Origin of the sequence: Anaerocolumna sp. AGMB13025, from assembly GCF_029689925.1 — a bacterium.
In the GTDB taxonomy this organism is placed as follows: Bacteria; Bacillota; Clostridia; order Lachnospirales; family Lachnospiraceae; genus Anaerocolumna.
The window spans coordinates 1,997,302-2,015,502 of record NZ_CP121445.1 but is presented as its reverse complement, the minus strand read 5'-3'; the positions used below and the strand labels follow the sequence as shown (position 1 = coordinate 2,015,502).

Below are 18,201 nucleotides of genomic sequence, written 5' to 3'. Positions count from 1 at the left end.
CCCCGTCTATTCCTCTTCTTCTGGAATTATATTTTTTGTATCCGGTATCCAAATTTCAACTCTGGCTCCATGGGGTTTTACATTGGAAAGCCGAAGTAAATCTTTTCTTCCATATTGAAGTTCCAATGTTTTTTTTATGTTACTCAGACCAATGTGCCTTCCATCCTGCTTTTCTTCTACTTCATTGCCGATTCGGAATTTATCAATTTGTTCATTGGGAAAACCATTGCCGTTATCTTCTATGATAACCCGGTAACCTATAAAACCCTCCTCTTTTACTGCTTCACATTGAATCAATAGTATCATGGTATCATACAAATTCATCGCAAATTTAAAAGCATTTTCTATGACAGTAAATAGAATCAGATGTCCAATTTCTTTTTCTTTTAAGGAATCACTGCAGCCGATATAATAAGCTGCGGAATTGGGGAATTTGATCTCCTGCATCTTCAGATAATTTTCAATATGGGATAGTTCCTCCCACAATTTTACTTCACTGTTATTCACTTTTAACATGTAACGGAGATGTTCGGATAAGGAATCTAAATAGGCCCGTATATCATCGTCTCTATCCTGATAGGTCATACTCCTGATTGTTGTGATTGCATTCAGGTAAAAATGCGGCTTTATCTGCATTCGTAAAAGTTTTATCCTTCTCTCACTGTTCTTAATCTGCTCCTCGTATTTTTCAATACGAAGTTCACCAATCTCACCAATCATCCGGTTAAAACTTTTATATAATTCATCGAATTCCGTACTTCCGGTATCTTCTACCACCTGGTATCCTAATCTTCCATTCGATATATGATGCATTCCTTTTAAAAGCATATGAATTGGTTTGAGAATAAACTTAGAAATATTTCTTTTTAAGACAAACAACATTCCCATAAAGATAAATACAGTGCCAATCAGCATGATATATGTCGTATTGAAAAACAATGTTAATATCTTTAGTTTAAAACAGCCGGTAAACGTAATGCCGCTGTTTGAAATTGGACTTCTTATGGTTACGGTTTCATCAATGAATTTTGTTTTATCTGAACTGGTTTCTTTTTTCGAATCTGCTGCTGTGTATGTATATATATCCTTTCCAAGATCCAGGTATGTATAGCTTTCAATATCCTGATCCACTACAAGATTTAAGATCTCATCAAAAGAAGATACTCTGATTAAGGCACCTGCCATATAACCGCTCATTTCATAGACCAGATAAAAGAAAGCCTCCCCTTGGATTTTGGTCACTTTCCAATAACTTCTTCTGGACTTAAAAGTCTCAATTGGTCCATTCTGCTTTAGATAATTCATAATATTCTGCCGGCTAAGTCCAGGAAGCTGGGTATTATAACCTTTTATAATCCAGGTATCCTTTACTTTGACAAAAATACAGTCCACATCACTGTTAATAGAAAGCTTATTTTTTATTGCAGTATTAATTCTGTTTTTCGCCCAATATCTAGACAAAGCATTCGTACTTCCCAGATCGGATTCATTCATAGTACCCAGCATTAAATCAATTAACTGGAGCTCTGCTTTATTCAAATGCTCTTTGATGGTCTGAACACAAATATTAACAGCGTATGCTTTCTCTTCTTTAAAATCCTGTTTTGATTTATGATAAAAAAGCAAACTGGTTCCCAAAAGCAATATCAATAAAAATATCATGGTCAGAACTAAAATTCTGACTACTTTTAATGTTAATGATTTATTTTTCATAGATGCTCCCTGATTTTTTGTCATATTAAACAAATCATCCGTGTTTTACAACTTAAATATATACTAATTAAACATAAATGTCAACCGCATGTCATTTATTTGTAAAAAAAGAGAATTCTTTAAGCAAAAAATTTATGCTTCTATGTTTTAATTCCTTGAACGTATCTTAAACTATATAGCATCAAAAAAGGATCTTAGAATTTTATTCCAAGGTCCTTTTAAGTGGGTATAAATGTAGGTGTTAATGTGGGTTTTTATCATTAGTATCTGATATATACCTTAATCAGCGGATTCCTATTTCTAATGTGCAGATGAATCTACCTGAAACAGTAATGAGCGCTGAACTAAGCGGAGATAATTGTTAAAATTTTAGTATAAAAGCTGCAGCTAACTTGTAACAAAACTTTAAATAGAACGATACAATTTTACTGCAGCCTTTTCATTTTACAGATTTCTTATACGTTTAACTTAGTGGCAATTTCAGTATCCGTATCTTCTAGTGCCTTTGCAGTTGCATTCAACTGCGCCATTATACCATTAATTACTTCAGGTAAGCTTTTACTTAATACCGGCCACATATCAGTAGTGAATCCGGTAACGAATGCTGACTGGGCAGCACCTTCCCATTCTGCTGTTACTGCGTCAATTTTTGTTTTTAATGAGTTTGCTTCTGTGGTCATTGCCTCAAGCCTCTGTCCTAAATAAGTTGCTGCTGTTCTGAGTTCTGATGGTGTAATTCTAATAGTTCCTGCCATTTTTTTATCCCCTTTCGTTTTGTTATATTGTTTAATCCTTCCTATAGTGATTATAGTGCAGATTAATGGCTCAGTAATATATTCTGAAAAATCCACAGTGCCAATATCCGTTATTTCATAACAGTAACCAAGAACTGCTTGTTTATTTTTTTTACTACGGTTATTTTTAACTGTAAAAGATTCATTAACATTACTTTCAACTATAATATGATATATAATTTTAATTTTTGGGTAATTTGGGCATTAATTTGAATAAAAATTTTAAACGCTGAGACTAATGTAATTTTAACCACTGTTTTGCAGCTTTTTTAACTCTCTTTGTACGTATTTAATTCTCTTTTTATGTTTGTTTTGATAGTATTCTTTTTATTGTTGATAAAAAAGAATATCTAACGTAAGTATAGATAACAGTTTTTTTGAGAAACTTTATAATTGTACAGTGTTTGACAACCTTATTTAATTTTATTAAAATGATATTAAAACAGTTTTAGAACAAATATTTATAGAAACTAATCTTTACTAAAACATATATACAAAACAGATAAGTATAAAAACCGTTATTCTTAAAAACAGTTATTTATAGAAAAGCAGTTATTTAAAAAAAACAGTTATTTTATAAAGGATTGATTTGAGAGTCAAAAGCCTAATTTAGGTTGTAAAATGAATAACCCGGTATATATATTCATTTTGTCTACCTTACCTTCCTGCGGCATGTCCTTTGTAGAGCCTCATAGATGCAAAAAGCATCGCACTGCTCAGCTTTTTGCTGAGTCTCTAGTCGGACATAAACAGCCTTGTCAGCCGGTCTACGACAAAATGAATATATATACCGGGTTATTCATTAATTAAGTTTTTTGAGGCTTTTGACTCTCAAATCAAGGATTTATTTTTTAAAAAACAGTTATTTTTAAGAAACTGTTATCCTAAAAAAACAGTTATTTTTAAAAAACAGTTATTTTAAAAAACAGTTACTCTTAAAATACAGTTATTATAGACAAGTTCAGTATTAAGCTGTCTTATTTTGAACCATATTACAATTTATTAGTCGGGAGGGTATTTTTTATGGAAAACAACAAAAATCCTAAGGTTGATGAGTTTATAACGAAAACCCAGAAGTGGCAGGAAGAGTTTATGAAATTACGGGAAATCGTACTTAGCTGTCCTCTTAATGAGGAAATTAAATGGGGTAAACCCTGTTATTCATACCAGAAAGAAAATATAGTCTTGATACATGGTTTTAAAGATTATTGTGCTCTTTTATTTATCAAAGGTGTTTTGTTAAAAGACCCCAAAGGGCTTCTTATCCAACAGACCGAACATGTTCAGGCAGGGCGTCAGCTTCGGTTTTCTAATGTCTTTGAAATAGAATCCATGGAATCCGATATAAAATCATTTATTAAGGAAGCCATAGAAGCAGAGAAATCCGGTCAGGAAGTAGAACTTAAAAAGACTTCTGAATATACCATACCGGAAGAATTCCAGAATAAGCTAAGTAAAGATCCGTCCTTAAAAACTGCTTTTGAAAAACTAACCCCTGGCAGACAGCGTGCATATCTGCTCTATTTCTCTACTCCAAAACAAGCTAAAACCAGAGAGTCAAGGATTGAAAAATATATTCCGCAAATTCTAACCGGAAAAGGATTAAATGATTAAGCTTAAACCTAATCTATTTTTCTCCAGAAGGTTGTACAATCCGCTTTATCCGCAATATTGAAATCAATCATACTCTCAAGTAAGGAATACTCAACTGTGCTGCTCCACGGTATGCGTACCAGTTCCTTAGTGTGTTCATAACCGGACTGCTTAATTAGATCTGTAAACTGTTCAATCCAAACCTTCTCCGGAGCAACTGCCATATGATGCTTTGATATGCTAAAACCGATAATAAATGTACCATGATCCGTAAACATAGGCTGGTTCCATGCGATCTTAGGTGATAACTTCGGATATTTATCCATAATCCAGTTAAAAACTTCTTCCATTCGAGCACGCTTCGCTAGATTGTCAATGCGGCTTAAATACTCTTCAAAAACTTCCATATAAACACCTATTACATAACACATCTGCTAGCAGATGTGTTACTGCCACATATAAAAAGGTTGAAAGAATACATAAGTGGCATCCTCTCATTCATAATATTTTCTTTCAACCTAACACCTATGCATATCGCAAGCTGGCTTGCGATACTGCCCAAATAAGAAGTGTGAAATGTTCTTTATTTCACACTAACGCCCATGCATATCGCAAGCTGGCTTGTGATACTGCCCAAATAAGAAGTGTGAAATGGTTTTATTTCACACTATTTTCTCCTGTTTTCAATTTGCTTATTATTCTCTGCAATAAATTTTCAATCTATTCGAAAGGATCCCTAAAAATGAAGGTATTACGCTAATTAATACCAAACTTGGTCTGCTGATTGATATAAATAATTAATTTATGTGACAATTATGACCTTTAAAGTGTATTATTAATGAAAGCTTTCAAACTACACAGGAGGTGATTTTTTTGGAGCACGATATTTTTCTTGAACTTGCAGAAAAGTATAAAGATACCGTGTTTCGGATTGCATTAAATTATTCGGGTAATTACTATGATGCAGATGATATTGTACAGGATGTCTTTATGAAATTATATCTGACTAATAAAAAATTCGCAAGTGACGACCATGCAAAATACTGGCTGATACGGGTGACGATAAATACTTGTAAAGATTTATTAAAAAGTTCCTGGAAAACTAAAAATGTCGTACTAGATGATATTGCTGTAACCCAAACCCCTACTTTTGAGAAAAGGGAGCAGGAAGACCTATATCTGACCGTCATGGGCTTACCGGAAAAATACCGTACCGTCTTATACTTATTTTACTATGAAGATTTTTCAGTCAAGGAAATAGCTAAAATGCTGAAAGTTAAAGAATCCGCTGTTACCACAAGGCTTTCTCGAGGGAGAAACCTGTTAAAGGAGGTATTTAAGAATGAATAACAAAGATTTCTATAAAGCCACTTTTTCACAAGTCCGTACCGACAAAAACTTTAATATAGAAGAATTCAAGAATCGAAAAAGAAAGCGAAACCGTATCCACAAACTGCTGGTAACCGCTGCCGGGGTCTGCCTGATTTTGATAACGTCCACCTCGGTATATGCATCAAAGATGTTTGGTCTTAGGGATATGCTTATCGGGAACACAGACAGCTCCTTCTCAGATCATAATTCAAACAGAAATCAAGGTTCTGACGCAAATGTGAATTCTTCTGAAGATACGAAAGAAACTGCCAATCGTCCATCTGGAAATACGAAACCTGCTGATACTATTCCTACCGATTCTGCTTCTGCCGATACTGTTTCTGATGTTCCTTCTGAAGCTATGTCAACGGATGGTGAAACGTCAGACAGCGAAAGTGGTCTGCCTAAAACACCACCCGCTGAAATGATTTCACTTCAGGGTTTTGCTGACAGTGCTGAAAGTAAAGCTGTTGCAGAATGGACTAATTTCCGTGATAACTATGACCAGGATGGTGCACTTTTAGAAAAGGTAGGCAATGGACCAACCGGTCTGGATAAAAGATTTGACCTGTATTCTGTATACACTCAGGAAATGGCAGACAAACTAGATGAAATAGTAAAAAAATACAATTTAAACCTTCATAATTCACTAACCATTATTGAAAATACGGAGGAACTGATACAAAAGGCAGGTACTGGCAATTTTCTCGGCACAGCCAATACTGCCTACAGTACCTATATGTATGAGGATGGTACTTTTCATATTGATGGCACTGCCAATTTAGAGGGCGGTACTGTGATTGATTATCAGTTCATGAACTGTAAAAAAGGAGCTTTTACCGATACCATTTTAAATATTGGAAGCATAAAGGATTACAAAGAATGGTCTTATAAAACCATCAGCGGTACAACCGTCAGTCTGGCCCTAAGCCCGAAAAAATCCTTAATTATTGCGGATTTAGGTGAATCCTTTATTACTGTTAATGTTTTAGCCGGTACGGATTATGGATTTTTAGATGAGGCCGGGAAAATTACTGCTTCTGATTTAGAAGATCTGGCAAATTCTTTTGACTTTTCTTTAATTAAATAATTGCAATCATTCTAAGGAGGCTGGCAGTAAGTTATTATACTGACGGTCTCCAACTTTATATAATACTCTAGCATTCTACTGGAATTAGTAAATTATTTACACCACAGAAATATCTCATAAATCTCAATTAGTGCATATAAACGGTTGCAATCAATATGAACTTCTATAAAACCAATATGTGAAACGATGAAATGATTGAAATTAGTCATAAAAAATGTTATGCTACCTATGGTAAACTTGAAAGATTGGTTTATATATATAAAAGTAAATTGAATTGCAACAATTGGAAAGCTACTATATTTAAGGGCTTATTCTTTAGGCTCTTTTTTTTACTGATACAAAAAGGTTATTCGCTGTGAATGCAGCAGATGGAGGTTCTTATGATAAAAGTTGAAAACTTATCCTACTCATTTCCGCAAAAGGATTTATATAATAAGATATCATTTACGTTAGAAGAAGGGCAGCACTGTGCCTTTATCGGAACAAGCGGCAGCGGTAAAAGTACGTTGATTGATATCCTTATGGATACTGAAAGCTATTTATACGAGGGAAAGATAGAGATACCTGAAAATTGCAGAATTGGATATGTCAGCCAGTTTTCCAGACTGGATCAAACAAGTGAGGTTACGGTTTCCCAGTATTTAGGGGAAGAATTTATTAAGCAGCAAAATGAAATAACCTCTATATGTACTGAAATGGAAACTGCAACAGATATTGATGCCTTAATGGAACAGTATCAACAAGCTTTCGACGCTTTTTGTGCAATCGGCGGAGATGATTTCGAAAGCCGCATAAATAAAAACCTGGGTCTGGCTAACTTAAGCAGACATGAAAATCTGCCGGTTTCAAAACTCAGCGGCGGGGAATTCAAATTAATTCAGGTAATAAAGGAAATGCTGACCGGTCCGGACTTAATGATTATGGATGAACCCGATGTGTTCTTGGATTTTGAAAACCTGAATTCTCTGAAAAATCTAATTAATTCTTACAAAGGTATTCTCTTAGTTATTACACATAACAGGTTTTTGTTAAACCATTGTTTTAACAAAATCATTCACCTTGAAAACAGGGAGCTTCAAGAGTTTAATGGACGATACATCGATTACAACTTCTCCTTACTTCAAACTAAAATAGAATTACAGGAACTGTCCATCGCAGATACATTAGAAATTGAAAGAAATGACCTCTTAATCGATAAGCTCAGAGCAGCTGCAACCAGCAATGCAGAGGCTGCCAGAGGAAAATCCTTAAATGCCAGAGTTAAAATCCGTGAAAGATTGGAAGCCCGCAGAATTAAAGCACCTTTTGTAACCATTAAACAGCCGGCAATCCGTTTTGCTACTGATAAAGAAATAGGGGAAGCCACTGCTTTAAAAGTCACGGATTACAAGGCTGCTTTTGATGAGATACTTTTAGAACATGTTAACTTTGAGCTTAAGTCCACTGACAAAGCTGCTCTAATCGGTCCAAATGGCACTGGTAAGACAACTTTACTCCGTGATATTTATAAAAATAAGCAAGCCTCCATCGAGGTCAATTCAGAAACCGAAATGGCTTTTTTATCTCAGCTTCAAGGCGAAATGCTTAAGGAAACAGGGACAATATATGAAGAGTTTCTGGAGGCAGGTTTTAAAACCTATGAAGAGATTCTCTCCTATATTACTTCTTTTGGTTTTGAAGAAGAAGCCATAAACCAAAAGATAAGCTCCTTATCCGGCGGCGAAAAAAATATCCTTCAATTAGCAAAAATTTCAGCAGGAAACGCAAACCTGTTATTACTTGATGAACCAACCAGTCATTTAGACACTTATTCACAACTTGCCCTGGAGAAAGCTATTGAAAACTATAACGGTGCAATTTTGATGATTTCCCATGATTTTTATTCTATTGTAAACTGTATGGATTATGTTTTACTGATTGAAGATAAGACAATTCGGAAAATGAGCATGCGAAAGTTCAGAAAGATGATTTATGCTGGTCATTTTGATAAGGATTATTTAGAAAATGAACAGAAGAAAAAAGCAGTTGAAACCAAAATCGAATTAGCTTTAAAGGATACTGATTTTGAACTGGCTAAAGTTTTATCAAAAGAATTAGAAGATCTGATTAAGTTGCTTTAAGTAAAACGAGGCTGTCGCAAAACTATAGGATATAGAAGCTGGGAGAGAATAAGGGTTATATTTTGTAAAAATATAATCTTTATTCTCTCCCAGATAAGTTATTCTTTGAATTTTTCGGCACCCCATGGTACTGTATAAGTGTAGATATAAGACTTAGAAACAGGTTTTATGTTTACACTTTTTTTAGTGTCCTATTTTGTTTTTTTAATCCGCTAAATGAATATCACCGCTCACTGAATTCAAATCCAGTTCACTTCCCTGACTGCCATAGGCATAACTTCCCGTTTTTAGATTCCTCTGATGCTGGTTGTCGTAATTAATATAGAAGGCCCCAGAGATAGTTTTTGATTTAACAGTATAGCCGTGATTGTAGTTTTTCAAAGTAATATTGATATTTCCGCTGGTGCTGCTGGACTCTAATATAATATCCCCCCTGCATAGTATGTCAACATCCCCGCTTTTTGAACTTGCATGACACCTCTTAACATTGACCGCAGCAGATATATCACCACTTACACTGGTTACTCTTAAGCCATCTCCAATTATCTGGGGGATTTTTATCGTTCCGCTTATACTGCTGATATCAGCGTTGTTCATCGTAAATTCATGGATATTAATATCACCGCTGGTACTTCTGATTTGACATTCACCCGCTTCCACCATATCCATTTTCAGATGACCGCTGGTGGGCTTGCAATCAATTACATCAGCTTTTATATTCTTCGCTCCAATATCACCACTTGAACTTTTTAAGGATAAAAACTTTGCTGACAGGTTATTTACCGTAATATCACCGCTCATGGTTCCGGCATTTATTTGATTACTGTTTATCTCTTCCAACCTGATATCTCCGCTGGAACCTTTGATTCGCAATTCTGTTGTATTAATCCGTTCACTTAAAACATCCCCACTGGCGGTAGATGTAATAATTCGGTCTGCAGTTGCATTGGAAAGTTTAATATTACCACTGGCAGTTTTAAGATTTATGTCTTTCATATAATCTGGTAGTTCTACATTGATATGAATTGAATGATCATTAAAATTGAACAAAAATACGGCTTTTCCAACCCTTCGGATTCCCGCATAAACAGTGGTTCCTTCTTTATAGCTGTAGAACTCATACATCTGTCTCTGTTTTTCATTCCCGTTATTTTCATAACTGATATTTAATTTTCCATCGGCAGATTCTTTAACTATGATATCAGCACATATGCCGTCTACCACCAGATTTAAGCCTTTGCGGGTTCCTTTTTTAGTTTCCGTCTCATCTTCTGTGGGTTTTGCTGTCGGTTCCTCACTGTTTGAAGCTTCTGTTTTGATATCTTGATGATTTTCATCCTGAGCTTCTGTTTCTGTATGAAAATTCATGTTACTATCATCAGACTCTTCTGTCCCAGCCTTGAAACTCATATCACTATTATCAGACTCTTCTGTCCCTGTCTTGAAACTCATGTCACTATTATCAGACTCTTCTGTCTTAAACTCCGTGTCATTATTATCAGCTGCTTCTGACTCTGCCTCAAAGCTCACATCATTTTTATTTGTCTCTTCTGTTTCTTCGTATTCATAACTTTTTGATACATTTTCCTGATAACCTTCTGCATTTCTCTTATTGCCTTCAAATGGACCAAATCCCTGATTTTTAATGTTGTCGGCGAAGTTATTAAAGGAGGTGGTAGCGTGGTCAAAGGTACTTTTTAAGGTACGGCTGATCTCATTAACATCTATTTTACTGATGGCATCACCAGCAGAATCTAGTGCACTATTAATTGCATCACCAAGTTTTTCACTATCTAGGTTGTGGATGCTTGAATACCAGTCTTTAAATTTGTTATTCTTATTATTCTCTTCATTTTCATCTGATTCTTTATTTTCTCTTTTATTTTCTTTTTGGTCGGTATGATATACTTCCTTTATTTCCTCTACCAGATCCTCGATTGCACCCAAATCCTCACAGATTTGTTCTTCACTTTTTCCGTTTTCCATACCTATTTGAAAATGTTCTTCGTAATCAGACACTATTTCCTCAATTACGCTTTTATCGGTATCTTTTAATGCTGTTTTTAATGCGTTTAAATACTCTGTCTTATTCATATCCATCCTCCTATTCTATAATATCTTGTACTATTTCTATAAAATCCAGCCATTCTTTCTTTTGTGCTGCCTGATAGGTTCTTCCTTTTTCCGTCAGATGATAATATTTTCTTGCGGGACCTCCGCCGGACTCTACTAAATAAGTTTCTACGTAGGCATCATCCTTTAAGCGTTTTAAAATAAGATATAGGGTTCCTGTTGAAATCACCATTTGTTTTGATATGGCTTCTGTTAATTCATATCCATATCGGTCTGCTTCAACTAATTTAGATAGCACGCATAATTCTAATACACCTTTTTTGTATTGAGCGTTCATAAGTCAACTCCTTTCTGTTTATATCGCAAACATGTTCTTGATTTGCAGCTTTTCTTGATTTACAGCATTTCTTGATTTACAGTATTTCATGATTTACAGCATTTCTTGATTTACAGTATTTCTTGATTTAGAGTATTTCTTGATTTACGTCATTTTTTAATTTATGACGTTTTCTTACTTTACGGCTTTTTCTTACTTTACTTTGCAGTATTTTTGGTTTACATCATTTTCATAATTTGCAGTCTTTATTTTCCTGAAAGACGAATTATAATCATTACTATAATTCATCTTTTAATATATAATATCACTAACTATTATATAATGCAACATAGTATTTATAATATAATTGTTTTTTTATATTTTTTTAATTTATTTTTCTGATTTATCACAGGTAACGCAAAGCAACAGCTAAAGCAAATATCAGTTAAACAAAGCAGATTCAGCTTCCATCCTATAGAAAAAGGACATGAACGTTCTCCATGTCCCTTATACCATTATATTTTATTTATCATCCAAAAAATGCATAAATATATGTATTACATCTGACATTGCCAGCCTTTCATAATTCTTAATAAGCCTTATTCATTCCCTAAGTTCTATCATTTATTCAGTTTTATGAAGTATTTTATTCGTTGTCACTCCGAAACTAATTGTAACTGCCGCCATAAATGTCTTTTTTGCTGCTAATCGATACTCTTTGTGAGTGGCTGCTATTCCCGGTAAATCACCACCTACACCGCACATTTCTCCGTCAATATTAAGAGTAGTAAAAGGCTCTTTCTTAAGTTCATGAATATGTACCGCCTCTTCCAATGCCTCCTGGCTGTAATGCCAGGCACTGAAAAGAAAGAGTCTTCCCTTATGACCCTGTACAAACAGGCAGCGTCTTGGTGAAAATATTGTTAGATTTCTGACATCAAGGCGGGTTCCATTTTCCTGGGGTCTGATATATCTATGTTCCAGTTCATCTACATCAGCCTCATAGGTTGTAATACGGGCACTGCTTTTTCGATCCGGATAACACTCATGGGGTCCTCTGCCGTACCAGATTATTTTGTCAAAGGCTTCCGGCAGCACCAGCTTTACCCCAATACGCATCAGGTTTTTATGCTTTGACCGCACTGTTAATGACAGCTTCATGGCGCCATCTGGAAATACCTCATATTCTGTAGTCAGCACTCTGCACATGGGATGATGCCATTTTGCCATAACAATGCAGCGGCGTCCTTCTTTCCTCACTTCCCACCTTTTAACATACTGCTTCTTTTGTGCCCTAATCCACTTAAAACCGCTGATAAACCGCCGCAAAAAAGGAAAGAAATTAGCTATACCTAAATCATTATCCGTCAGGGCCCTGTAAAGATTAGGAGTAATGGGCTGCTCTAAACATTCTTCTCCGAAAGCTAATATAGATAATGGAGTACCTTTTTCAAAGGTATAAGCAAAGGTATCTCCTTTCACCCGCAGTAGGTTATCCTGTTGTTCCATATCAAGCATTCCTTCCGTTATTTTATCCGGGTTCCTTTCAATTTTTTCTGCCGGATTCTGTTCAGGTTTTCCTGCCGTATATTTTTTAGTTTTTTCTGCTGAATACCTTTTAGATTTTTCTGTCGGATCCTTTCCTCTTTTTTCAACCAGATACCTTTCAGGTTTTTCTTCCGGATTCTGTTCCGTTTTTTCAACCGGTTTTCTTTTTGCTTTTAATTCTGTATACTCATCTGTTTCATAAGACCCTGTTTCATAAGACCCTTCTTCGATTGCTTCCTGCTCCCTCACGGCGTCCCTTATGATGAACTGGCTGAAAGCTTGCTCATATCCAGCCCCAGCCCACCTTTTTGTATTTTTAAGTAACCAGTGAAAGGTAATTATTATTTCACCCTGATCAAGGAATTCCGCAATGGGCTTTACGCATATCCTGGTACTGCTCTGAGGCGGCGTATGTTCATAAACCACCGCCGGTATCTCCTCTTCTTTCACCAATTCACCATCGTATTCGATTTTTATGAACAGCCGGTAATCGGACAAATCCCGGAACATTTGATTATTGACGATGTCATATAAACCTTTTGCCGTATCCTTAAGTTCCACCTGTATTGACTGATAACATTTCTTTACTTCATAGGCCGCGGGATGAAACTTCCGGTCTGCTGTAACAATGCCGTTGGCGCAGAAATATCCGTTGCTGCCGGTAAGGAATTTCGGCTTAAAGCCTTTTTTGCTGTATTGTTCTTTAAAATCCTCTCCATAAAGCCACTGCTCCCCTTCGGAATCTCTTCTACGGATGGTCTGATCTGCAAAATCCCATATAAATCCCCCGCACATATGGGCATATTTTTGAAACCCTTCTGTAAAGAAACTTAAATTACCCAGGCTGTTTTCCATACAATGTGCATACTCACAAAGCAATACCGGCATTCCTTTATAGTGTTTTGCAGAGATGGATTTATCATCCGAAGCAAGTCTGATAAACGGATTATTTGACTTTCCCACATGCTGTTTCTTACACAGTCGTTTAAATACCTTTTCCGTAGGATACATCCGGCTGATCACATCACTGCTTCGCTTACTGTATTCTCCTTCATAATGAAACGGTCTGGTATCATCCAGTTTCTGGGCCGCAAGACGCATTTTAGTAAACGTATTTCCCCTGCCTGCCTCATTGCCAAGACTCCAAAAAAAGATGCAGGCATGGTTTCTGTCCCGAAGGAGCATCCGTTCCATACGATCAATACAGGCTTTACTCCATCGGATCTGGGAACGGGGCAGCTTTTTTCTCACTCCATGGGATTCTACCTCTGCTTCATCCATTACTAATATGCCATACTCATCACAAAGCTCATAAAGCATGGGATCATTCGGATAATGACTAGTACGGATTGCATTTATGTTCAGTTGTTTCATAATCCTAAGATCTTCATGGTAGCGTTCTGGTTTCAAGGTCCAGCCGGTGTCCGGATCAAAATCATGACGGTTGATACCATGTATAATTAATCTTTTACCGTTTAGCAGAAGAAGATTTTCTCGGATTTCAATTTTCTTAAAACCATACCGGAAAGACTTATAGTAAGTATGACCGTTGCAGCTCCATTCAATAAGTATGGTATAAAGTGCAGGCTGCTCATGGCTCCATTTTCTAGGAGATGGAACAAAACCATGTAAATCAAGCTGGATATTATCAGTAACCACCAACTCCTGTACAGGAAAGAACACGCCCAGTGCCGGAATAGAAGCCCGGACGGTGACAGCTTCCGTACCTTTAAAGGTTCTAACTGTAAGGTTAAGTAACGCCTTGGCATCCACATAAGCTTCATCTACATCGGCTTTCATATAAAAATCCCGTACGCAGGTTTTTGGCTCGGCATACAGATATACTTCCCGGTAGAGTCCGCTAAAAAACCACATGTCCTGATCTTCCAGATAGGTTCCGTCAGAGTAGCGCCAAACTACTGCCGTCAGCTGGTTCTCCCCTAGGGTAAGATAAGGAGTCACATCAAATTCATGAGGTGTCATAGAACCTTTTGAAAACCCCACATAAGTGCCATTAAGATACACCTCCAGAGCTGCTTTGGCACCTCCAAAATGCAAAAAAACCTCGTGTTCTTTAAAATTCTCTGGCAGAGTAAAAGATCTTTTGTATATTCCTGTTTCCTGTAACTCACGGCTAATAGTAGGGATTCTTCTTTTACGGGTATCCATAGCCTGTGGATAGGAATTCGCGTAGTAATACGGAGTTCCATAGCCCTGTAACTGCCATACGATTGGAACTAAAATCGTGTCCCAGTCCGTATCGTTAAAGCCACTGGTTTCAAAATCAGGTGGTAAGGAGTCTCCAAGGGTATAATAAAATTTCCACTCACCATTAAGTGAATACCGGTAAATCGGAGCTGCAAAGGATAAAGCTTCCTCTTCACTTTCATAAACTGGTGCCAGTGCATGACCGTCCTCTTTGTTACGTCCGATTACCTCTGGATTTTCCCAATCCGGTTTTTTTATGCGGTTTTTCAAAGTATTTTCCTCTTTCCTCCAGGACATAATTTTAATTATTTATGACCTTATGTCCTCGTGCCGCAGAAAAAAGTCTCACACTCATGGAATTAAAACACTTCATAACGGAGTATTTATCTGGATAAGAGGACAATAAAAGGTTCTTCTTTTCCATATTCATAAATACCGGGTTTTATTACATATTTTTATTTCAGTAGGTACTTAAAGACTAATTCTTTTTACCGTATCACTCTCAATCAGACCTTTCTTATTAATCTTTTGTCAATATCGTTAAAAATCTATTGTTCGGTTGGCAGATATTTCACCCTCTATCAACGAATTAGGAAATAGTATAAGGTTACCTGATTAAGATGTTATATTCATATCCGGTTTTCAAATTGTCCCATTACAAACCTAATATCTTTTCATTCAATCCATTTAATTTACCAATCTCCGTTGTCATAGTTGCTTTATAATCGGTGACAACCTGATCTATTTTATCAAAGATCTGAAGCATCTGCTTATGGCTTGTCCCGTTAATATCAATAACTTTTTCATAGTATTCATTGATTTTATTCTTATATCGGTCAATATTCAGCAATCCTAACCAGTCCTCAAACCGATACCAAACATCCCATTTACTGATATCATATGGTTTTTCATTGGCGACTGAGTCCGTCAGCTTTAATAGCAATTCTCTTTTCTCCTGGGAGTAGTCACGAAGGTTATCGTTTGCATTCATATTATAATTAGCCGTATTTTTTACGGTTGCTTCTTTTACCTCATCCTTTTTGCTTTCATAACCTTTTATTATATTGTTAACCAATTTTTTTATGTTATCAGGTGCCTTCAATAAATTAAGGATCCAATTGATTTGTTTTTTGCTTTTTAAGATTTTCTTCAGAAGATTTTCCGCTCCGACCCAATCTTCTAACTTCCGCAGCCATTTCGTAATATTGGCCATGCCAAGGCTATCCATAATATCAAAAATCACATCGGTTATTCCTTCATTATATTCCTCATACTTGATGATATAATTAATTAGCAATCCTAATTCCTCGGAATTTTCTTCTGCTGCTAAATAATCTAATATTTCATTTGAAGTATATTTATTTTTGTAATCATCTGGTTTCCTGCCTAACCCCATTGCTGCAACATTACCTAGAAATGTAAATAATGAATCTCTGTCTTTATCTGGCACGGTAGAATCCACATAATTAACAAAGGAATGTAATTTAGCCATGGCATCTGACTGTTCTCCCTTTTTTAATTCGAATCCGTTTACCTTACCTTCCCCCGTATAAGTAAAATGAAACAATGAGTTAGGGCTATGATTTTCTATAAAGCTACCGATACTATTTCCTTCAATATAGTGCTTTTTATTATATATATCATAAAGAAGAATATTTACAAAATCGTTGTCTAAGGCATAACAGGTAATTTTATGTTTATTTGCTTCTATTCGGTCCTGATACTTTTCAATAAAAAATTTCGAAAAGCCCTGACCATCAAAAGCTACACATCGGTCTACCTTATCAGATAACAAAGCCACATACTTTGCCTTATTGCCGCCTTTTGAATGCCCCACAACCGTAATATGATCGGCACCAAGGCTGTTTATATAATCAAGTGCTTTCTTTTGCTGTTCGGTATCTGCCACAGCTCCTGCAAGAAAATTATCCTCCCATTCTCCGGCACCAGTTCCTCGAAACACTACATATGCCTTGCCTTCTTTATCCGTAAAATATGTTATTAAAGCTTTTTTGCCATCAAAATCAACATCCTTTAGTTTCAGTTCACAGACATCGGACTTCTTCATGGAATCTAACATATCCGCCCATTCAGCTCCGGATATTTCACCATCAAATAGATGCTCGTTAAGCGGTTTTTGACGTAGCTTCGTTGTATCAATATTTTTTATAATAGCACCTATCGTCATATTTTTCTGCTTGTCATCCCATATATCTTTAAATACATCCAGATATTGGTTCGTCTTACTGTCATAAACTTCTTCTCTCCTCATATGCATAAGGTTACTTAAAAACAATAATTCCTCATCCTTTAACTCAGCCATATGATACCCCCTCTATCTTACTGTGCTAATATAATCATTCCACTGAAAAGAATCATTCTCCAGTAATAAGTTGAAATCCTCAACGGACAGATCGGGATCTATCGTACCTTTTAAATAACGCACGCCACCACTGGATGATACCCCATTATCCTCTAACAGCTTAGCAATTGAATCAGCGATTTCATGAAATTTTTCTTCTGAAGTAACCGAACTGGTTATAATTATATTGTAACCAAATTCGACTTTTTTTAACATCTCTTCCCCTGTATCAGCAAGAGCTATTTCATCTCCATATTCACCTGAAAGAGATGGAAATATCAAAACATCTCTAAACTTACTCTGTATTAATTTCTTTAATGCTTCACATGCTTCCTCTTGTTTTAATAGTGTGATATAGCCATCTTTGTAACCTCTCTCTCCCAAATAATAAACATCGAACTTTTCTCCCGCATGTTCTCCATCAAGGGCTTCTGCCGTAATCCAATATTCATGTGAAAAAATCCCTGGGATATCTCCTCCAACTACCGTAAATTTTTCACTATATTTATGTTCCAGGTAATTCAACATCATAATGGCAGTATCGGCAAAGCTTTGTTCTTTATAATCTAGACCTTCTTTTTTCATTTTTTCTATTTCTTCATTTGATAATCCATAAGAACGAAAAACTTCTTCTTGCTGAGCAGTCATCTTCGTTTTCTCCCCTTCTGATTGATTTTCTGTTTCCTTGTTACTTTGTTTATCTTCGGCTGTTTTTTCACCATCTGTTTGAACTTCTGCTTTCTTGTTACTTTGTTTTGAAAGGTCCGCTTGCTGAGCAGAATTTCCATTACAACCTGTACACAATACAATCATTAACATTATTCCTATATCCCTTACCCACTTTTTCATCTTATCTTTATTACCCCTTTCGGATTATCTATCCTGAGTTTTGACAATTTATTGACCTATTCTTAGTTGAAATAACTCTCAAATTATTGCAGTTTCATTCCTCCTAATTAAGCAACCATGGATGACAAACCTCTCAGGGATAGTCATTAAACTATCAAAAGTAC

The 18,201-nt window shown here is 35.9% G+C and carries 12 protein-coding genes; 4 read left to right on the top strand and 8 right to left on the bottom strand.

Annotated features, from left to right (window positions below; translation table 11 throughout):
• Positions 1 to 6: 6 nt before the first annotated feature.
• Positions 7 to 1,713 carry a sensor histidine kinase gene (locus QA584_RS08125; RefSeq protein WP_278274014.1) on the bottom strand — a complete coding sequence of 569 codons (1,707 nt, stop codon included), beginning with the start codon at positions 1,711 to 1,713 and terminating at the stop codon, positions 7 to 9.
• Positions 1,714 to 2,168: 455 nt separating this feature from the next.
• Positions 2,169 to 2,468, bottom strand: a complete 300-nt coding sequence (locus QA584_RS08120; RefSeq protein WP_278274013.1) for a WXG100 family type VII secretion target — start codon at positions 2,466 to 2,468, stop codon at positions 2,169 to 2,171.
• A 1,062-nt stretch (positions 2,469 to 3,530) separates the two neighbouring features.
• On the opposite strand from QA584_RS08120, the gene QA584_RS08115 reads away from it, so the two are divergent.
• On the top strand, positions 3,531 to 4,121 hold the full coding sequence (locus QA584_RS08115; RefSeq protein ID WP_278274012.1) for a YdeI/OmpD-associated family protein: 591 nt from the start codon (positions 3,531 to 3,533) through the stop codon (positions 4,119 to 4,121).
• Between the two features lie 8 nt (positions 4,122 to 4,129).
• On the opposite strand, the gene QA584_RS08110 is transcribed toward QA584_RS08115, so the two are convergent.
• A complete protein-coding gene (locus tag QA584_RS08110) occupies positions 4,130 to 4,507 on the bottom strand; it encodes an iron chaperone (protein ID WP_278274011.1) in 378 nt (125 codons plus the stop codon).
• Positions 4,508 to 4,973: 466 nt separating this feature from the next.
• Between QA584_RS08110 and QA584_RS08105 the strand changes: the two genes are divergently transcribed.
• The 3 genes from QA584_RS08105 to QA584_RS08095 all read left to right on the top strand — a co-directional run bounded on the left by QA584_RS08105 (position 4,974) and on the right by QA584_RS08095 (position 8,681).
• Positions 4,974 to 5,450, top strand: a complete 477-nt coding sequence (locus tag QA584_RS08105; RefSeq protein ID WP_278274010.1) for an RNA polymerase sigma factor — start codon at positions 4,974 to 4,976, stop codon at positions 5,448 to 5,450.
• A complete protein-coding gene (locus QA584_RS08100; RefSeq protein ID WP_278274009.1) occupies positions 5,443 to 6,561 on the top strand; it encodes a hypothetical protein in 1,119 nt (372 codons plus the stop codon). The genes QA584_RS08105 and QA584_RS08100 overlap by 8 nt, the downstream gene beginning before the upstream one ends.
• Positions 6,562 to 6,941: 380 nt before the next feature.
• The gene (locus tag QA584_RS08095; protein ID WP_278274008.1) at positions 6,942 to 8,681 is read left to right on the top strand and encodes an ATP-binding cassette domain-containing protein; all 1,740 of its coding nucleotides are present in this window, start codon (positions 6,942 to 6,944) and stop codon (positions 8,679 to 8,681) included.
• Positions 8,682 to 8,885: 204 nt separating this feature from the next.
• Here the strand turns inward: QA584_RS08095 and QA584_RS08090 are convergent, their stop codons facing one another.
• The 5 genes from QA584_RS08090 to QA584_RS08070 form a co-directional block, all read right to left on the bottom strand.
• Positions 8,886 to 10,775 (bottom strand): DUF4097 family beta strand repeat-containing protein, encoded by a 1,890-nt coding sequence (locus QA584_RS08090; RefSeq protein ID WP_278274007.1) that lies wholly within the window; start codon positions 10,773 to 10,775, stop codon positions 8,886 to 8,888.
• Positions 10,776 to 10,785: 10 nt separating this feature from the next.
• Complete coding sequence (locus tag QA584_RS08085; protein ID WP_278274006.1) at positions 10,786 to 11,091, bottom strand: PadR family transcriptional regulator; 306 nt, start codon at positions 11,089 to 11,091, stop codon at positions 10,786 to 10,788.
• 603 nt (positions 11,092 to 11,694) lie between these two features.
• On the bottom strand, positions 11,695 to 15,096 hold the full coding sequence (locus tag QA584_RS08080; protein ID WP_278274005.1) for a glycoside hydrolase family 2 TIM barrel-domain containing protein: 3,402 nt from the start codon (positions 15,094 to 15,096) through the stop codon (positions 11,695 to 11,697).
• A 385-nt stretch (positions 15,097 to 15,481) separates the two neighbouring features.
• A complete protein-coding gene (locus QA584_RS08075) occupies positions 15,482 to 17,149 on the bottom strand; it encodes an Mbeg1-like protein (protein ID WP_278274004.1) in 1,668 nt (555 codons plus the stop codon).
• Between the two features lie 12 nt (positions 17,150 to 17,161).
• Entirely contained in the window at positions 17,162 to 18,037 is an 876-nt protein-coding gene (locus QA584_RS08070; RefSeq protein ID WP_278274003.1) for a hypothetical protein, read from the bottom strand.
• Positions 18,038 to 18,201 lie beyond the last annotated feature (164 nt).

Excerpts from the sequence above, each read along its gene's own strand:
- QA584_RS08125 (WP_278274014.1), bottom strand. The coding sequence starts at position 1,713 with ATGAAAAATAAATCATTAACATTAAAAGTAGTCAGAATTTTAGTTCTG.
- QA584_RS08110 (WP_278274011.1), bottom strand. The coding sequence starts at position 4,507 with ATGGAAGTTTTTGAAGAGTATTTAAGCCGCATTGACAATCTAGCGAAG.
- QA584_RS08100 (WP_278274009.1), top strand. The coding sequence starts at position 5,443 with ATGAATAACAAAGATTTCTATAAAGCCACTTTTTCACAAGTCCGTACC.
- QA584_RS08120 (WP_278274013.1), bottom strand. The coding sequence starts at position 2,468 with ATGGCAGGAACTATTAGAATTACACCATCAGAACTCAGAACAGCAGCA.
- QA584_RS08085 (WP_278274006.1), bottom strand. The coding sequence starts at position 11,091 with ATGAACGCTCAATACAAAAAAGGTGTATTAGAATTATGCGTGCTATCT.
- QA584_RS08090 (WP_278274007.1), bottom strand. The coding sequence starts at position 10,775 with ATGAATAAGACAGAGTATTTAAACGCATTAAAAACAGCATTAAAAGAT.
- QA584_RS08075 (WP_278274004.1), bottom strand. The coding sequence starts at position 17,149 with ATGGCTGAGTTAAAGGATGAGGAATTATTGTTTTTAAGTAACCTTATG.
- QA584_RS08095 (WP_278274008.1), top strand. The coding sequence starts at position 6,942 with ATGATAAAAGTTGAAAACTTATCCTACTCATTTCCGCAAAAGGATTTA.
- QA584_RS08115 (WP_278274012.1), top strand. The coding sequence starts at position 3,531 with ATGGAAAACAACAAAAATCCTAAGGTTGATGAGTTTATAACGAAAACC.
- QA584_RS08070 (WP_278274003.1), bottom strand. The coding sequence starts at position 18,037 with ATGAAAAAGTGGGTAAGGGATATAGGAATAATGTTAATGATTGTATTG.